Origin of the sequence: Actinoplanes sp. NPDC023801, from assembly GCF_040639655.1 — a bacterium.
Taxonomy (GTDB): Bacteria; Actinomycetota; Actinomycetes; order Mycobacteriales; family Micromonosporaceae; genus Actinoplanes.
The window spans coordinates 14,796-30,005 of record NZ_JBFAAI010000009.1; the positions used below are offsets into that span (position 1 = coordinate 14,796).

Consider the following 15,210-nt stretch of genomic DNA (forward strand, 5'->3'; position numbering starts at 1 on the left):
TCGGGACCGGTCGTTTAGCTGCGGAACTGCGGGGAAGTCGCGCCCCATGAGCGATGAGTACGAACGTGCCGACCGGCACCCGACCGACGAGCCGGACGGCACTCCGGCGTACGAGGCGTCCCTGCGGCGGCCGGGCGAGTCGGTGACGACCGGTGAGGCGGAACCGGAGATCACCGAGGAGACCGGATCGGCGGGCCGCAGCGGCTACGACGCGGACGCGGTGTCCGGTGACACCGGCGTCTACCGCCCCGACTGAAACCGCCCCGACCAATCAAATATGGAGGACATGAGCAGGTGTGATGGGTGCCCGGTCCTGTGGGGCACCCATCATCGTGCACGCCTCACCCGGCGCGGGTCCAGGCGGCCAGGGCCGCCAGCACGGCTCGGATGTCGCCGGTTCCGCGGAGGATCGACCGCTGCCGGGTGGCGCCGTCGCCGCTGTCGCGCAGCCGGTTCAGCCCCTCCAGGACGAGTTCGAGATCGCCGCTCTCTAGCAGGGCGGGACTCACCGTGGCGAAGAACTCGTCGATCAGGTCCCAGGCCGGGCGGGGGCGGCCCAGCCGCAGATCGATCAGGTCGCCGCCGAGCCCGTCGTGGGCCGAGCGCCAGTTCGCCGCGTCCAGCAGGCAGTCGCGGGGCCGGGCCGCGGGCAGTCCGGCGCGGATGTCGTTGATGGCGGTCGCGACGGCGGCCCGGACGAGCGCGGTCACCAGGACGGTGTCGTCAACGTCGGTGCAGACGTCACCGACCCGGATCTCGACCGTGGGATAGGTGGGGGAGAGGCGCGCGTACCAGTAGATCGATGCCTCGTCGAGGACCATCCGGGAGGACACGAGTTCGGCCACGGTACGGCCGTAGTCCCTCAAAGTGGAGAAGTACGGGGTCGGGCCGATGCTGGGCCAGCGCAGCAACTGCACCGACCGCCAGCTGGCGTGGCCCGTGTCGGCACCGAGGAACAGTGGCGAGTTGGAGGTCAGAGCGCGGATCACCGGCAGCCAGACCTGCAGGTGGTTGCACACCTGTACGGCCAGTTCGCGGTCGGCGACGCCGACGTGCACGTGCAGTCCGCACACCGCCGGGTCGTGGGCGACCGGACCGTACCGATCAGCCAGGTCGTGATAGCGCTGCCCGGACGGTACGCCGACGTCCGGTTCGGCGACCGGGGTGGCGCCGACGGCGACCAGTCTCGCGCCGGCGGCCTCGGCGACGTCGGCGGCTGCCCGGCGCTGTGCCGACAGCTGTGCCCGTACGTCGCCCATCTCGGTGCAGACGCCGGTGACCAGCTCCATCATGCTGCGCCGCATCTCGGTCCGGCTGCGCAGCCGGACCGACTCGGGCAGCGCCGCGGTCACCCGGTCGCTGACCGGAAGGTTGGCGCCGGTGGCCGGGTCGAGAAGGAGGAACTCCTCCTCGACGCCGACGGTCAATGCCCGCGCCATGGCGGGCCCGGTGGCAGGTCTGCCAGCCGTGATCATGGATGTCATGGTTCCTCGCCCGGTCCTGGGCGCCGGGATGCCGGCGCGGGGCCGCTGGCTACCCGGGTCGATCACCGGCAAACGACCCGGGTGGGGAAAACCGTTCCCGGAATGGTCTGTTTGTCGGTCGATCGGCCGGGTAGACGGCGCCCTCGTCACTAGGAGTTCTTGATCTACTGCTCCACGTGGCGGAATCAGACGACGGTGGGGGAGTCCGAGACTCCCCGATCACGGGGGTGAGACGGTCATGACGTTGCCTTCCTACAAGCTGCGCCGACTGGGATTGATCATGTCGCCGGATCCGAACGACCCGGTGGAGTTCTGGGGAGCCTTCAATCCCACCGTGGGCCGCACCGCGGACGGCCGCTGGTGCCTGCTGGCGCGGGTGACCGCGGAGGGCAATGTGTCCCGGCTGCGCAGAGTGGAACTGGTGCTCAACGGCGGGGTACCGGTCGGGGTGCGCCGCGGTGAGGTGGTGATGGGCCCGGACGAGCCGTGGGAACGTGGCGGCGGACGCGGCGGTATCGAGGATCCGCGGGCCACCTGGATGGAATCGCTCGGCATGTACGTGATGTCGTACACCGCGCACGGCGGGGCCTACGGGGCGCGGCCCGCACTGGTCGTGTCGGAGGACTTCCGCACGTGGCGGCGTCTGGGGCCGTTGCATTTCGCGTACGACCCCGGACTCGCGCACGATCTGAACGTCTTCCCGAACAAGGACGTGGCCCTCTTCCCGGAGCCCGTGACGGCGCCGGACGGCCGGCTGTCGTACGCCTTCCTGCACCGCCCGATGTGGGGTTCCGTGCTCGACCTGCCCACGGGTGTCACCGATCCCCGGCACAGCATCTGGGTGTCGTTCACCCCGGTCGACGCGGTCGCGGCAGATCTGCGGGCCCTGGTGATGCTCGATCAGCACCGGCCGGTCGCGCAGCCGGAGTTCCCGTTCGAATCGATGAAGATCGGGGCCGGCCCGCCGCCGATCCGGGTGCCGGAGGGCTGGCTGCTGATCCATCACGGGGTCAGCGAGCACGACAACGGCGGCCCCGTTCCGCGGCTCGACTACGCGGCCGGGGCGATGCTGCTCGACGCCGACGACGTCACCCGGGTCCGCTACCGCACGACCGAGCCGTTGCTGGCGCCGGAGACCACCGAGGAGCAGGCCGGCATCGACCGGCACATCGTCTTCCCGAGCGGCCTGGCGCGCATCGGCACGGCCGACTACCTGTTCTACGGCGTCTCGGACCGCTACATCGGTGTTGCCGTGCTGGAGCGGTTCGCAGCGGATCCGGCCGGCACGCCGTGGCAGGCGGTCCACGGCCCGACGATCAGCCGCCGGGTGGGGGAGGTGCCGCACCCGGATGCGCCGTCATCGCCCGGACGGATGGCGCAGCGGGCCGTGGCATGACCGCACACGGGCCGGGGTGTCCTGGATGACTCGATTGTTCCCGTTGATCGGGGGTATCCCGCCGCGGGGAAACGGGCGGGCCGGTCCCGCCCGGACCCGTGGCATGAACAGGAGGAGAACCCGATGACGAATCCGCAGCAACCGGAGATCCGCCGCAGCGGAGAATCCCCGACCACCAAGCAGCGTACGGAGGATGCCAACCCGACGAGCGCGCCGGGCGGAAGCCACGACCGGAGCGGTGACCGGCCCACGCCGGAGGGACAGGTCTCTCCGTACGGACCGTCCGGGCACACGGCGGCAGACAAGTCCTGAGGTGCCGGGCGCCGGCTGGCGGGCCTGATCCCGTACCGGCCGGCGTCACCCCGGTGCCGGCACTATCCCGGCGCGCTCCGTGGTCCGGCCTCGAAACGCAGCCGGACGATGGTTCCCTCCTCGCCGGCGATGGCGTCGACCGGCCCGCACAGCCGTTCGACGATGGCCAGGCCCCGCCCGCGGTCCGCATCCGGCGCGGGCATCGGGCGGCCGAAAGCTCGCATCGGGCCGTGGTCGATGACATCGCAGATGACCCGGCCGTTGTCCGTCCAGATCCGGACCCGGCCGCCGCCGGAGGTGTGCTGCAGGGTGTTGGTGACCAGTTCGCTGACGGCGATGACCAGCGACATGACCTGGTCCGGGCCCAGGCCGAGGTTCTCGGCATGCCGTTGCGCGAAGGCGCGAACCAGCGGGAGGTCGTCGGCCTGGTGGTAGGTGATGTCGGCGGGGGCGGCGGGTGTGTTCGGCTCAGTCATGCTGTTCGGCCTGCCGTGCCTCGCCGGCGCCCTCCGCCGGTGCCGGCTGTCGCAGCAACTCGAGGATGCCGGTGATCTCCAGGACGGTCGCGACGCTTCCGGAGGGATTGACGACGTACAGGCGGCCCGAGCGTGCGGCCGCCGCGTGGTGGGCGGTGACCAGCGCATGCAGGCCACTGGAGTCGAGGAACCATACTTCGGCGAGATCGACGGCGACCTTGTCGCTGGACCGGACAGCATCCATCAGGATCGCCGTCATCTCGTCGAGGCTGCGAAGATCGCATTCCCCGGCCAAGGCGACCACCAGTGTGTCGGCGTCTCGCTTCGTGCGCGCCTGGAACTCGGACATGAGTGGTGTGCGGAACCTTTCCGAGTCGGCCTGGGCGCCGTGACGCCAGGGTCAGCATGATCGGCGTGAACTGCGGGTGTCAACCGGCTCCCGGAGCGATCGGCGCGGAGCCGGCCGTCACGGGCGCGGCCGGCGCTGCGCCGGTGAACTGGACGCACAGGATGACGGTGTCGTCGGCGAGCTCCCGGTCGCCGACCATACGGGCGAGAAGGTGACGGCACAGCGTCGTCGCGTCCGGGCCGGGGAGGCCGCCGGCGACGTCGGCGAGCCGCTGCATGGTCGCGGCCAGTTGCTCGTCCGGGCGTTCGACGAGGCCGTCGGTGAACCAGACGAGTACGGCGTCGTCCGGCACGACGAGCCGGCCGTGGCTCCGCGTGGACGGTCCGACTCCGAGCGGCAGCGATCGGCCGTCCCACAGATAGGCGGCCCGGTCCCCGGTGACCAGCAACGGCGGCAGGTGCCCCGCACAGGCGTACCGGAGAACCCGGGTGGCCGGGTCGTAGTCGGCGTATCCGACGGTGGCCGTTCTCGAATGGGGGATGAGGGCGCTGGCCCGGTCGAGGTCACCGAGGGCGTGGGCCGGGTCCGGTGCGGTCTGCGCCAGGACGCGCAACGAGGACTGCAGGCGTGCCATCGCCGCCGCGGCGGCCAGCTGATGCCCGACCACGTCGCCGACCGCGAAACCGATCCGTCCCTCCGGCACGGGAAACACGTCGTACCAGTCGCCGCCGACCTGATGGGCCACGTCGGCGGGCCGGTAGTCGGCACAGACCTCGATGCCGGCGAGTCCGGTGCTGAGCGCCGGCAGCAGAGCCTGCTGCAGCTGCTGCGTGGCGTCGTGTTCGCGTTCGTAGACCTGCGCGCGGCGCAGGGCCTGGCCGGTGAGGTTCGCCAGAGTCTCGGCGAAGGACAGCACGTCGGCGTCGGCGGCGTGCTCGCGGTGGAAGCTGAAAGCCAGCGAACCCAGAACGACGGCGTCATCGCCGGTGATCGGCACGCACAGACCGCTGTGGACGTCGAGGGCATGGTAGAGGCCCTCGAGGTGCGGATACGCGGCCACCGCGTCGGCCCGGGTCTGATGCACCAGGCGCCGCCCGGCCCGGATCACGTCATGGTGCGGGGTCGCGGCGTCGGCCGGGACCTGCTGATATCCGTCCGGCATGTCCGCGGGCCGGTCCGCGGAGGTCCACCGGACGATCTCCGAACTGCCGGGTACGACGAGTGCGACGCTGCCGTGGTCGGCGATCAGTCCGATACTCTCACGCACCACCGCCTGGGCGATCTCCCCGGAGGTGACGGCCTTGGCGAGATCCGTGGTGAGGACCTGCAGAGCGTGCAGGCGCTGCCGGGCGGCCCGTTCCACCGAGGTGTCCCGGCGGGCGCGATCCCGTTCGGCCACCCCGACGACGAGGGCCCAGGCGCCGAGGATCGTGGTCGCGAGGAACAGTTGCAGCGTCACGGTGATCAGCTGGTCCGAGGTCTCCAGCGCCGCCCACGGGCCATGGCCGGTGCTCGTCATCAGATTCGCCGCCACCGTCGTCGCCATGCCGGCCGCGAGTGTCACCACCAGTGGCTGGCTGAACGCCACGGCGAACAGGACCGGAATGGGCAGGTAGAACAACGGCACGCCGTCCGGCCAGAAGCCGATGACCGTCGCCGCCACCGCCGACCCGACGCTCACGGCCCATCGGACGGCCCCCGATCTGCCGTCCGTGCTGTACCGCCAGGCGAGGATGCCGCCGGCCACGGTGAGTACGCCGGTCGCGTCGCCGGCCCAGAACGACACGAACGCCTGCGGCCATGACGCGGAGACGCTCGCGGCCAGCGTCGTGGCGCCGATACTCGCTCCGGCGACCGGCCCGGCGGCGACACAGCAGCCGAGGAACGCCAGAAGGTCACGGCGGCGTCGCAGGTCCACCGCGGCCGGCACGTATCTGCGCAGCAACAGTGCACCGAGCAGTGGCTCGGCCGTGTTCGCCAGGGCGAAACCCGCCGCCCACCGCGGGGACATGCCGTGTGACACGTCCACCACGATCTCCGTGACGGCCACCGCGGCCAGAATCCAGGGCCATCTGCGGCGGGGATTGAGCACCAGCGCCGACAGGGTGACACCCGCGGGCAGGAACAGCACCACGACCGACGGCGCGCCGAATCCCTCGAACGCGAGAGAGGCACCCGCGGTGTACGCCACCACCACCATGACCAGCACCAGCCACAGCGGCGCGCGACCCGCCGCCGGAGGGGCGGGTTGCGGTGCACCGGCTGAATCAGCTGACCCGGTCACGGGATCGGACACTCCACGGGCGCGATGATGTCACTGGTCGAGAGGACCGGCCAAACAGTACGCGCCGCTGCCGGCCCGGCCGCGCCATCCCGGCAGGTGCGGTATGAGTAGATTGTTTCGGCCGGTCACGGGTATGCGGCCGGTATGGAACGAGTGAGCAGCAAGCACGGCCCCCGCCTCGACGAGGGCATGAAGCAGGAGGTCCGCGGCAACATCCAGGGCATCGCCGGCAGCCGGGCCGAGGAATGGAAGACACCGGAGCCGGCGGGGGAGGACCAGCCCGAGGTGAGCCGGGTGCCCAATGCCGACGCCAGCGCGGACCTCAGCCGTTTCGGGACCTTCATCGGGTTGTCGAGCATGCCCGGCGACCGCGAGGCTCTGCGGCGCGGTGCTGAGACGCTCGGGGCCCCGGACGACGTGCTCGACGACCTGGACCGGCTGCCTGAGGGCGTGGTTTACCACACCGTCACGGAGATCTGGGCGGCGCTCGGCCGCGGGTCCGCTGAACGCCGGCCGCACTGACCGGCGCCGGCCCGCCTGACCGTCAGAGACTCTCCCTCAGTACGGCGTCGGCCACGACGGTCAGGGACGTGCCCGTCTCCGCGGCCCGAGCGCAGAGACGGGCATAGGCGTCATCGGGCGTGGAGCCCGTCCGCCCGGCCACGACGTGGATGGCCAGCTGGATGGTGGCGCGGACGGCAAGGGCCTGCGCGTAACCGGTGAGCAGTTCCGCCGCGCCCGGGTCGCTCACCGGTGGGCCGTCCGCTCCCGGGCTCAGTTCGCGGCGGGTGGCGTACAGCGCCGCCACCTCGACGATCAGCGGTTCCATGGCGGAGCGGTCGCGGCTGTCGACGTTGAGCACGGCGATCGGTGTGCCGCGGCCGGTGTACAGCGGGATCGACACCGAGGACTCCAGTCCCAGGCCGGGTGCCACCTCGTGGAAACCGGGCCACTGCATCGTGGCCGTGGTGTCCGGGACCGTGACCGGTTCGCCGGTACGCATCGCCCGCAGGCAGGGGCCGTCCGCGTACTGCGCCTCGTCGACCGCCACCGCGATGTCGTCACTGGCCGCGACCGTGGTGTATTGGCTGCCCTGCAGCGTCGTGACGGAGGCGTAGTCCGCCGCGGCCACCCGGTCCACGGCGAGCCGGGCGACCGTCGTGAGGCGGGCCAGAAGTCCCGAGGTGTGTTCCGGGTCTCGGCCAGGGTGACGATGGCGTCGGCCAGCGGCTGCTGGTCCGGACGCCGTAGGTCGGCGGGACGCTGGGGCGTCGTCATCGGGTCTCCTTCTCGGCGGGCGTGTGACGGCCGGTCACGGCTACCCGTAGCGGCACGGGCCAACCGTCCGCATGAACCGCATTCCGGCGGGAACCCGATCACCGTGGCACGTTACGAAGACCTACCGACCATGAGGACTCTGGACGAACTGGTCGCGCTGGCCGAAGGCCATCCGGACCGGCGGGACCTGTACGTGCGATGGTCGAGGGGCCCCGATCTGGACCTGGCGGATGCGGCGTCGAGCCGGGACTCGCTGACCGGGGTGCCGTTGCCGGGACTGTCCGCGAACTCGCTCGCGGTGGAGGAGTGGTGGAAGGACCGGCCGGCACGTCTCTGGGTGGCGCGCCGGCTCTACGACTACCGGCACCTGCAGGATCTGCGCGGAGCCGGTACGCGGCCGTGGGTTCTGGCAGGCGACGTCTGCGGGCGCGGTCCGGACAACGAGCCGCTGGTGCGCTGCCGCGGGCCGGTGGCGTGGATCTCGGACGCGGCGTTGCGGGAGTCGCGGGAGCTGGTGGAGTCCCAGGGCTCGCCCGAGTGGGGCCCGCTGGACCGGCGCACCAGAGCCTGAGGAGACCAGATCCTGAGGAGCCACAGCTTGAGCGGGCCGCAGCCGGCGGCGCCATTTTGGACCAGGTTGCGTCGTTTTCTGCGTCGGTCGAGATAGATTGCAGGAGCGAACGACCAGGTCCGCTCGCCGAACCAGCCGGGAGGCCGTCGTGTCGCGCAACGGACGGGATTCGACCTCGGAGCACGCCGACCATGCGGCGCGTACGTTCGCCGAGGACCTGCTGCCGCTTCCCGGCGCCGCCCGCCACGCCCGCGATCTCGTCACCGAGGCCTGCGTCCGCTGGGAGGTGGAAGATCTGACCGCCCCCGCGGTGCTGATCATCAGCGAACTGGTGAGCAACGTCCTCGACCACGCCCACACGATCATGACGCTGCACCTGGCGTTGCGGCCGGAGGGGCTCTATCTCGGCGTGCGGGACGGCAACGCGTCACCACCGGTGGCGGCCCCCGTCCCGGTCACCTCGATGACGGGCCGGGGGCTGCGCCTCGTCGAAGCGGTCAGCACCACCTGGGGATACTCAACCGCCGCGGGCGGCAAGACCGTGTGGGCGACCTTGGCCCTGCCCCGCCGCCCGGTGCCGTGACCGCTGCGGGCCGGGTCGCATGAGCGGCGCCGGGCGGGGTAGCCGACCGGACCGAGACGATGGAGGGAGTGCTGATGGCCGGGACATGGCTGCTGGGATCGGGACCGGGCGACGCGGCGGAACCGCCGCGGGCGGTGCTGGTCGCGGTGCGGCGCGGGGACGAGACCGGCGAGGGCGCGGGAACCGAGACGTCGCTGGCGGAGCTGCGCCGGCTTGCCGACACCGACGGACTGGCGGTGGTGGGCGAGCTGGTGCAGAACCGGGACCGGCCGGATCCGGCGACGTTCCTCGGCTCGGGCCGTGCGGAGGAGCTGGCCGGGCTGGTCGCCGAACGCGGAGCGGGCCTGGTGATCGCCGATGGCGAGCTCAGCCCCGGTCAGGCCCGTAATCTGCAGGACGCGGTGGGGGTGCCGGTGGTGGACCGGACCGCGCTGATCCTGGACATCTTCGCCGAGCACGCCAGCTCCCGTGAGGGCCGCCTGCAGGTGGAACTGGCCCAGATCGCCTACCAGCTGCCGAGGCTGCGTGGCGAGGGCCGGTCCCTGTCGAGGGTCGGTGGCGGGCGGATGGCCGGCGGGGCGGGCATCGGCGTCCGCGGACCCGGTGAGATGCGCCTGGAGGTACAGCGGCGCCGTCTGCGGCAGCGGGCGTCGCGGTTGCGGGCCGACGCCGCGGAGCTGGCCCGCCGCCGGCAACGGGTGAGGCGGCGCCGGGCCCGCAACCGGGTGCCCTCGGTGGCGATCACCGGCTACACCAATGCCGGCAAGTCAGCCCTGCTCAACAAACTCACCGGCGCGACGGCGCTGACCGAGGACGTGCTGTTCGCCACCCTGGACCCGACGGTCCGGCGCACCGCCGCGGCCGGGCAGGAGTTCACCCTGACCGACACCGTGGGCTTCGTGCGCAACCTGCCGCACCAGCTGGTCGACGCGTTCCGGTCCACGCTGGAGGAGGTCAGCGGCAGCGACCTGGTGTTGCACGTGGTCGACGCGTCGGCGCCGGACGCGGCCGGGCAGATCACCACGGTGCACGGCGTGCTGCACGAGATCGGCGCCGGGCAACTGCCCGAGCTGCTCGTGCTCAACAAGGCCGACGTGGCGCCCCCGGAGTGGGTGACCGCGCTGCGACGGGCGCATCCCGACGCGATCGTGGTCTCCGCGCTCACCGGCGAGGGCATCGCCGATCTGCGGGAGGCGCTGGGCACCCGCCTGCACGCGATGGCACAGGCCGTCGTGGCGGCGACCGGCTGAGGACCCCGGTACGTTCCGCGGGCGGATCGCCGCCGATCGCCCGCGCACCTGTGCCGGTACCCTACCGGGCGGCCGTGAGGTGGACGACCGTGCCGGTGGCCGTGTGTCCGGGGCTGTCGCGCAGCCAGGCAGCGAACTTGTCCTCCGGCAGCGGCCGGGAGACGTGGTATCCCTGCACGGCGTCGCAGCCGATCCCGGCGAGGTAGGCGTACGTGGTCTCGTCCTCCACGCCTTCCGCGACGACGTGCAGGCCGAGAGCCTGACCGAGCTGCACGATGGATCTGGTGAGTGCCTGGTCGCGGAGGTCGTGTGCCGCCTTCTGCACGAAGGACTTGTCGATCTTCACTTCGTCGATCGGAAGGTCGCGCAGCCGGCCGAGGGACGAATATCCCGTACCGAAATCGTCGATCGAGATCTTGATGCCCAGGCGGCGCAACCGCTGGAGGGTGACGAGACCACCGTCGGGGTCGGCCATCAGGGTGCCTTCGGTGATCTCCAGGGTGAGCGCCGCCGCGGGGACGTCGTTCTCCGCCAGCAGACGCATGATCACCTCCGGCAGCGTGTCGTCGAGCAGCGTGTTGGGCGACAGGTTGACGGCGACGTGCAGATCGTGACCGGCCCGGCGCCACGCGGCGCAGTTGCGCACCCCGATCTCCAGCACGTGCAGCGTCAGGGGGCGGATCAGGCCGGAGTGCTCGGCCAGCGGAACGAACAGGTCGGGGGCGATGAACCCGTGTTCCGGGTGATGCCACCGTGACAGCGCTTCGGCGCCGAGGACCGTACCCGTGGCCGGATCGACCTTCGGCTGGAACACCACCATGGTCTCCCCGCACTCGACGGCCTTGCGCAGTTCCCCGATCAGCGCCAGCCGATGCGGGGTGTTCTGGTCGTCGGACGCCCGGTAGACGCGCACCCCGGAGCGTGCCTGCTTGGCCGCGTACATCGCGACGTCCGCCCGGCGCAGCAGGGTTCCGCTGTCCTGGCCGTGGTCGGGGGCCAGCGCGATGCCGATGCTGGCGCGCGGGTACAGGGTGAGGTGACCGACGTGCACGGCATGTTCGAGGTCGCGGGCGAGCTCATGTCCGGCGGCGGTGGCGTCCTCGGCGGAGGCGACCTGGATCAGAACGGCGAACTCGTCGCCGCCCAGGCGTGCGACAGCGCCGCGACCGTCCAGGCGGTCCCGCAGCCGTTCGCCCACGACACGCAGCAGCGCGTCGCCGACGTCGTGGCCGAGCCCGTCGTTGATCTCCTTGAAACGGTCGAGGTCCATCATCAGCACGGCGGTGTGGGCGGCGGTCCCCGGCTGTGTTCCGAGCGCGGTGTCGAGCAGGCGGTACAGGTGCCGCCGATTCGGCAGGCCGGTGAGCGAGTCGTGCAGCGCCGAGTGTTCCTTCTCCACGGCCTCCTCACGCAGCCGGTCCACCAGCCGGGCGTTGGCCAGCGCGACGCTGGCATGGTTCGCCATCGCCTGCAGCAGCCGCAGATGCTCCGCGGTGAACGTGGTGATGTCGGGCAGGCTCTCGGTCACCAGCAGTACGCCGGTCAGGTCCCCGCCCACCGGCACCGGAACGGCCATGGCGTCGACCGGCCCGTTCACGCGCGACGGGTCGGCCGGCAGGAGGATCAGTTCACCGGTGGCCGCCGGCGCCCACCAGGCGTCCGGCGCGGGCTCGTACATCAGTGTCTCGTCGATCTGGCCCTGGCCGGACAGCCGCACCCGCACTCCCGGCTGCGGGGCGCAGGGCGGCAGGATCAGTTCGACGTCGCCGGCGCGCAGGTCGTCGCGGACCTGCTCGAGGATCATGCGGGTCAGCTGGCCGGTGTCCAGGGAACCGTCCAGGGCGCTGGTGAAGGCGTAGAGGTTCTCAACCTGCTCGTTGCCCTGGCTCTGCCGCACGTAGCCGCGGTAGCCGACATGCACCACCCCGTAGAGCACGGCAAGGATCGCCACCGCGTACGGGCTGCTCTGGATGACGATCGCGCTGATCAGGGCGATGCTCGTGGCGACCAGCACCAGGCCGAGGCCGCGCATGGCCGACGGCAGGCGCCGCCATTCCGACGGGTCGTCGTGCAGGCTGATCACCGTGGTGAGCAGGATGATGGCGAGCATGTCGGCGGCGAGCATGGCGGCGTACGCGGCCAGCCAGTCGCGGGGGCCGGTCATCCCGTCGACGGAGTCGGCCAGGGCGCCGAAGACGGCGATGCCGACGGTGGCCTGCAGACTGATCTGCGCGATGTTGAAGGCGAGCTTCCGGCCGCGCTGGCGCCGCAGGATTGCGAGCCCGGCGGTGGCACCGGCGGTACGGGCCACGACCACGAGCAACGGGTTCAGCATCGTCAGACCGATGACCATGGGGATCTCGGTGATGCTCATGGCGTGACCGCCGCGGCGGACGCGCACATGGATGGCGAAACCCTCGGAGAGGGCGAACATCACCAGCAGCGCCAGGAACCAGCCGAGCTGCCCGAATCCGTCGAGCAACGGCTTGTCGCCGACGGCCACGAGCACGCCGTTGAAGGCCAGCGCCGCGACGCCCAGCGCCACGGTGAGTGCCGCGACCTGCCAATCCGGCCGGGACCACCGACGCGTCATCGTCTCCTCGAATCCCTGTGCAGGCCAGTGCCTCGCTTATCGGTCGGCATCGCGCGCAACTGAGAATCCGGCCCGATCAGGCTGGAACGGCACACCGGAACAAGGCGGGACGGCGCGTCCCGTCAGCCGATCCGGACAGCCCGCCCCGGGCGACGACGAGGTTCCGAGGTGCGGGAAACCACATGGACGTCGCTTGCGGGTTCCAGGCACAGTCTGGCTGTGAACGACACCATCGCGGTACGGCACAGATCACTGACGGAAATCCGGCAAGGACTCGACCTGGTACGGCAGTCCCCCCGGGGCGCGGGCACCCTGGAACTGGCCGTGCGCCGGCCCTCCGCCGGTGCACGGGAGGTGCTGGCCCGGGCCGAACTGGACCGGGAGTACGGACTGGTCGGTGACAGCTGGAGCAGGCGGCCGAGCTCACGCACCCCCGACAACACACCACATCCCGACATGCAGCTCAACGTCATCAACTCGCGGTTCGCGGAACTGATCGCCGGCCCGGACCCCGAGGCCTGGGCGCTCGCCGGTGACCAGCTCTACGTCGACCTCGATCTGAGCTTCGACGCGCTGCCGGCCGGTTCCCGGCTGGCGATCGGCGAGCAGGCCGTCATCGAGGTGACCGAGCAGCCGCACACCGGCTGCGCCAAGTTCGCCGCCCGGTACGGGCGTGACGCCCACAAGTTCGTCTGGACCGCCGAGGCCAAGGAGCTGCGGCTGCGTGGTCTCAACGCGCGGGTGATCGCCGGCGGGACGATCGCACCCGGCGACACCGTGCGACAGATCCCCGCGTCGCCGCGATCAAGCTCTTCCGCCGGGCACGAGTGACACGTGCCGGAGGCCGGTGCGCTGACGGGGCCGCCGGCCGCCCGGCGCGCTGACCTCCTCGGCCTCAGCCTGGCGGCCTGAGCGCGCCGGGTGCCGCGTGGTGCCGGGAGCGCCCGGCACCACGCGGGTCAGCTGCCGGCGGGGGCGGGCGAGACCGGCACCTCCGGCCGGTTGCGGCCCTTGCGGACCGCGCCGGTGATCAGGTCGAGGACCAGGAAGGCCAGCAGCGGGATGCCGAGCAGCGGCAGCGCCCAGGCGATCGCGAACACGACCGGCACACCGGCGACGATGGCCCAGGCAGGCAGCTGCTGCCAGGCACCGCGGGCCGGCGCGGCGCCGGCGAGGGCACGCCGGTCGGTACGGGTGGGCCGGCGCTGCCACCACATGCGGTAACCCCAGAAGATCACCGTGATCAGGCCGATGGCCAGCGCCGCGAGCAGGATCTGGTTGAACGGGCCGAAGAGCAGACCCATGTGCGCCTGGATACCCCAGGAGCTCAGTTTGGCCAGGAACGGCCAGTCGGTGAAGGCGACCTGATCGGTGACCTTGCCGCTCGCGTCGACGGCCACACTGTCGAGGCGGACCGGCCACACGTTGTCGGTCTCGGTGACCGTCCAGGCGCTGACGTCGTCGGCGGGCGGCGTGATCTGTGCCGGGCCGTCGATCCCGGCGTTGCGGGCGCCGGTCAGGACGGTGTCGACGGCGGCCGGGTCGACAGCGGCGGGCGCCGCTGAACCGCCTTCGCTGTGGTGCCCGCCGGACTCCGCGGGCGCGGCCGCGCCGAGATCGGTGGTGACGTAGGGGCGGCTGCCCTTGACGGCGTCCAGGGCGGCGTCGAAGTTGGCGCCGGCGTAGCCGGACCAGGTGAGGCCGGTCGCGGAGAGGACGAGCAGACCGGCGGTGAGCCAGATCCCGGTGGCGGCGTGCCAGCTGCGGGAACGCCGTACGCCCTTGGCCGACAGTTCGGGGGTGAGCAGGCGGCGGGCGGTGCGGTTGCCGCGCTGGCGGCGCCACCACAGGATCACGCCGCCCAGTGCGAGGACCCACAGCCAGCTGGCGGCGAGCTCGGAGTACAACTCACCGGTCCTGCCGAGGTGCAGGTCGCGGTGGAACGTGTCGAGCCAGGTGTGCAACGGTGTCGCGGTCCACCAGGTGGTCAGCTGGCCGGTCACCTTCCCGGTGTACGGGTCGACGTACACGGTGTGGGCTAGTTCCGACTCCGGGGTCAGCTCCGGCGAGGTGAAGTCGACCTGGGTGGTGGCGTCGCCCTCGCCGACCCGTATCCCGGTCAGTGCCCCGCCGGGATGGGCGGCACGGGCCGCGGCGACCTGCTGTACGACCGGAAGTGTGGTGGTGCCGGGACTGCCGACGACCAGTTCGGTGCTGTAGACGATCTTGTCGAGGGTCGGGACCAGGGTGAACAGGAAGCCGGTCGCCGCCGCGACCAGGATGAACGGTGCGACCAGGACACCGGCGTAGAAGTGCAGGCGCAGCAGCAGCGGGCCGAGGCTGCGGGCGGACCGGGTGCGGCGTCCGGTGGGTCCGGCAGCCGCAACGGGGTCGCTGACGTCGGGGATGATGGCCATCGGCTGTCCTCGTGAGGGTCGGCGGCGCGCACGGGCACGCCGCATCCGGGGTGGCAGTCGACGCGCCGGTTCCCCGGCTGAGTCGTCGAGTGACCTCCTCTCCGTCGAGGAGGTCATCGCGATAGTCGCCGGCCGGTGCCCGGAAGTTCCCAGCAATCGTTCAGCGTGGCCGAGTGGGACGCCGCGGTGGTGGGCCGTGACCACCGGGCCGATGAGG

At 71.6% G+C, this 15,210-nt stretch carries 14 protein-coding genes; 7 read left to right on the plus strand and 7 right to left on the minus strand.

The window, feature by feature from the left end:
* Positions 1 to 46 precede the first annotated feature (46 nt).
* Entirely contained in the window at positions 47 to 256 is a 210-nt protein-coding gene (locus AB0G04_RS18085; RefSeq protein WP_360983400.1) for a hypothetical protein, read from the plus strand.
* Positions 257 to 341: 85 nt separating this feature from the next.
* Here the strand turns inward: AB0G04_RS18085 and AB0G04_RS18090 are convergent, their stop codons facing one another.
* Complete coding sequence (locus AB0G04_RS18090; protein ID WP_360983402.1) at positions 342 to 1,475, minus strand: glutamate--cysteine ligase; 1,134 nt, start codon at positions 1,473 to 1,475, stop codon at positions 342 to 344.
* A gap of 247 nt (positions 1,476 to 1,722) precedes the next feature.
* On the opposite strand from AB0G04_RS18090, the gene AB0G04_RS18095 reads away from it, so the two are divergent.
* Positions 1,723 to 2,880 carry a hypothetical protein gene (locus AB0G04_RS18095; protein WP_360983404.1) on the plus strand — a complete coding sequence of 386 codons (1,158 nt, stop codon included), beginning with the start codon at positions 1,723 to 1,725 and terminating at the stop codon, positions 2,878 to 2,880.
* 374 nt (positions 2,881 to 3,254) lie between these two features.
* On the opposite strand, the gene AB0G04_RS18100 is transcribed toward AB0G04_RS18095, so the two are convergent.
* From AB0G04_RS18100 to AB0G04_RS18110, 3 genes are all read right to left on the minus strand, one after another.
* Positions 3,255 to 3,668, minus strand: coding sequence for an ATP-binding protein (locus AB0G04_RS18100; RefSeq protein WP_360983406.1), 414 nt, complete (start codon positions 3,666 to 3,668; stop codon positions 3,255 to 3,257).
* Complete coding sequence (locus AB0G04_RS18105; protein ID WP_360983408.1) at positions 3,661 to 4,017, minus strand: STAS domain-containing protein; 357 nt, start codon at positions 4,015 to 4,017, stop codon at positions 3,661 to 3,663. The genes AB0G04_RS18100 and AB0G04_RS18105 overlap by 8 nt, the downstream gene beginning before the upstream one ends.
* A 79-nt stretch (positions 4,018 to 4,096) precedes the next feature.
* Positions 4,097 to 6,301, minus strand: coding sequence for a SpoIIE family protein phosphatase (locus AB0G04_RS18110; RefSeq protein WP_360983410.1), 2,205 nt, complete (start codon positions 6,299 to 6,301; stop codon positions 4,097 to 4,099).
* A 144-nt stretch (positions 6,302 to 6,445) separates the two neighbouring features.
* On the opposite strand from AB0G04_RS18110, the gene AB0G04_RS18115 reads away from it, so the two are divergent.
* Entirely contained in the window at positions 6,446 to 6,823 is a 378-nt protein-coding gene (locus tag AB0G04_RS18115) for a DUF2795 domain-containing protein (RefSeq protein WP_360983412.1), read from the plus strand.
* A 22-nt stretch (positions 6,824 to 6,845) separates the two neighbouring features.
* On the opposite strand, the gene AB0G04_RS18120 is transcribed toward AB0G04_RS18115, so the two are convergent.
* Positions 6,846 to 7,475 carry a GAF domain-containing protein gene (locus AB0G04_RS18120; RefSeq protein WP_360983949.1) on the minus strand — a complete coding sequence of 210 codons (630 nt, stop codon included), beginning with the start codon at positions 7,473 to 7,475 and terminating at the stop codon, positions 6,846 to 6,848.
* Positions 7,476 to 7,514: 39 nt separating this feature from the next.
* Between AB0G04_RS18120 and AB0G04_RS18125 the strand changes: the two genes are divergently transcribed.
* The 3 genes from AB0G04_RS18125 to hflX all read left to right on the plus strand — a co-directional run bounded on the left by AB0G04_RS18125 (position 7,515) and on the right by hflX (position 9,983).
* Positions 7,515 to 8,150 (plus strand): DUF6098 family protein, encoded by a 636-nt coding sequence (locus AB0G04_RS18125; protein ID WP_360983414.1) that lies wholly within the window; start codon positions 7,515 to 7,517, stop codon positions 8,148 to 8,150.
* A 148-nt stretch (positions 8,151 to 8,298) separates the two neighbouring features.
* Positions 8,299 to 8,733, plus strand: a complete 435-nt coding sequence (locus tag AB0G04_RS18130) for an ATP-binding protein (protein WP_360983416.1) — start codon at positions 8,299 to 8,301, stop codon at positions 8,731 to 8,733.
* A 74-nt stretch (positions 8,734 to 8,807) separates the two neighbouring features.
* Complete coding sequence (hflX, locus tag AB0G04_RS18135) at positions 8,808 to 9,983, plus strand: GTPase HflX (RefSeq protein WP_360983418.1); 1,176 nt, start codon at positions 8,808 to 8,810, stop codon at positions 9,981 to 9,983.
* Between the two features lie 61 nt (positions 9,984 to 10,044).
* Here the strand turns inward: hflX and AB0G04_RS18140 are convergent, their stop codons facing one another.
* Positions 10,045 to 12,576, minus strand: coding sequence for an EAL domain-containing protein (locus AB0G04_RS18140; RefSeq protein ID WP_360983420.1), 2,532 nt, complete (start codon positions 12,574 to 12,576; stop codon positions 10,045 to 10,047).
* Between the two features lie 219 nt (positions 12,577 to 12,795).
* Here AB0G04_RS18140 and AB0G04_RS18145 point away from each other — a divergent pair, with 219 nt between their 5' ends.
* Complete coding sequence (locus tag AB0G04_RS18145) at positions 12,796 to 13,407, plus strand: MOSC domain-containing protein (RefSeq protein ID WP_360983422.1); 612 nt, start codon at positions 12,796 to 12,798, stop codon at positions 13,405 to 13,407.
* Positions 13,408 to 13,535: 128 nt separating this feature from the next.
* On the opposite strand, the gene AB0G04_RS18150 is transcribed toward AB0G04_RS18145, so the two are convergent.
* Positions 13,536 to 14,993 carry a PepSY domain-containing protein gene (locus tag AB0G04_RS18150; RefSeq protein WP_360983424.1) on the minus strand — a complete coding sequence of 486 codons (1,458 nt, stop codon included), beginning with the start codon at positions 14,991 to 14,993 and terminating at the stop codon, positions 13,536 to 13,538.
* Between the last annotated feature and the right edge of the window lie 217 nt (positions 14,994 to 15,210).

Coding starts and splice junctions, on each gene's coding strand:
- AB0G04_RS18115 (WP_360983412.1), top strand. CDS start 6,446: ATGGAACGAGTGAGCAGCAAGCACGGCCCCCGCCTCGACGAGGGCATG.
- AB0G04_RS18100 (WP_360983406.1), bottom strand. CDS start 3,668: ATGACTGAGCCGAACACACCCGCCGCCCCCGCCGACATCACCTACCAC.
- AB0G04_RS18150 (WP_360983424.1), bottom strand. CDS start 14,993: ATGGCCATCATCCCCGACGTCAGCGACCCCGTTGCGGCTGCCGGACCC.
- AB0G04_RS18085 (WP_360983400.1), top strand. CDS start 47: ATGAGCGATGAGTACGAACGTGCCGACCGGCACCCGACCGACGAGCCG.
- AB0G04_RS18140 (WP_360983420.1), bottom strand. CDS start 12,576: ATGACGCGTCGGTGGTCCCGGCCGGATTGGCAGGTCGCGGCACTCACC.
- AB0G04_RS18090 (WP_360983402.1), bottom strand. CDS start 1,475: ATGATCACGGCTGGCAGACCTGCCACCGGGCCCGCCATGGCGCGGGCA.
- AB0G04_RS18125 (WP_360983414.1), top strand. CDS start 7,515: ATGGCGTCGGCCAGCGGCTGCTGGTCCGGACGCCGTAGGTCGGCGGGA.
- AB0G04_RS18105 (WP_360983408.1), bottom strand. CDS start 4,017: ATGTCCGAGTTCCAGGCGCGCACGAAGCGAGACGCCGACACACTGGTG.
- AB0G04_RS18095 (WP_360983404.1), top strand. CDS start 1,723: ATGACGTTGCCTTCCTACAAGCTGCGCCGACTGGGATTGATCATGTCG.
- hflX (WP_360983418.1), top strand. CDS start 8,808: ATGGCCGGGACATGGCTGCTGGGATCGGGACCGGGCGACGCGGCGGAA.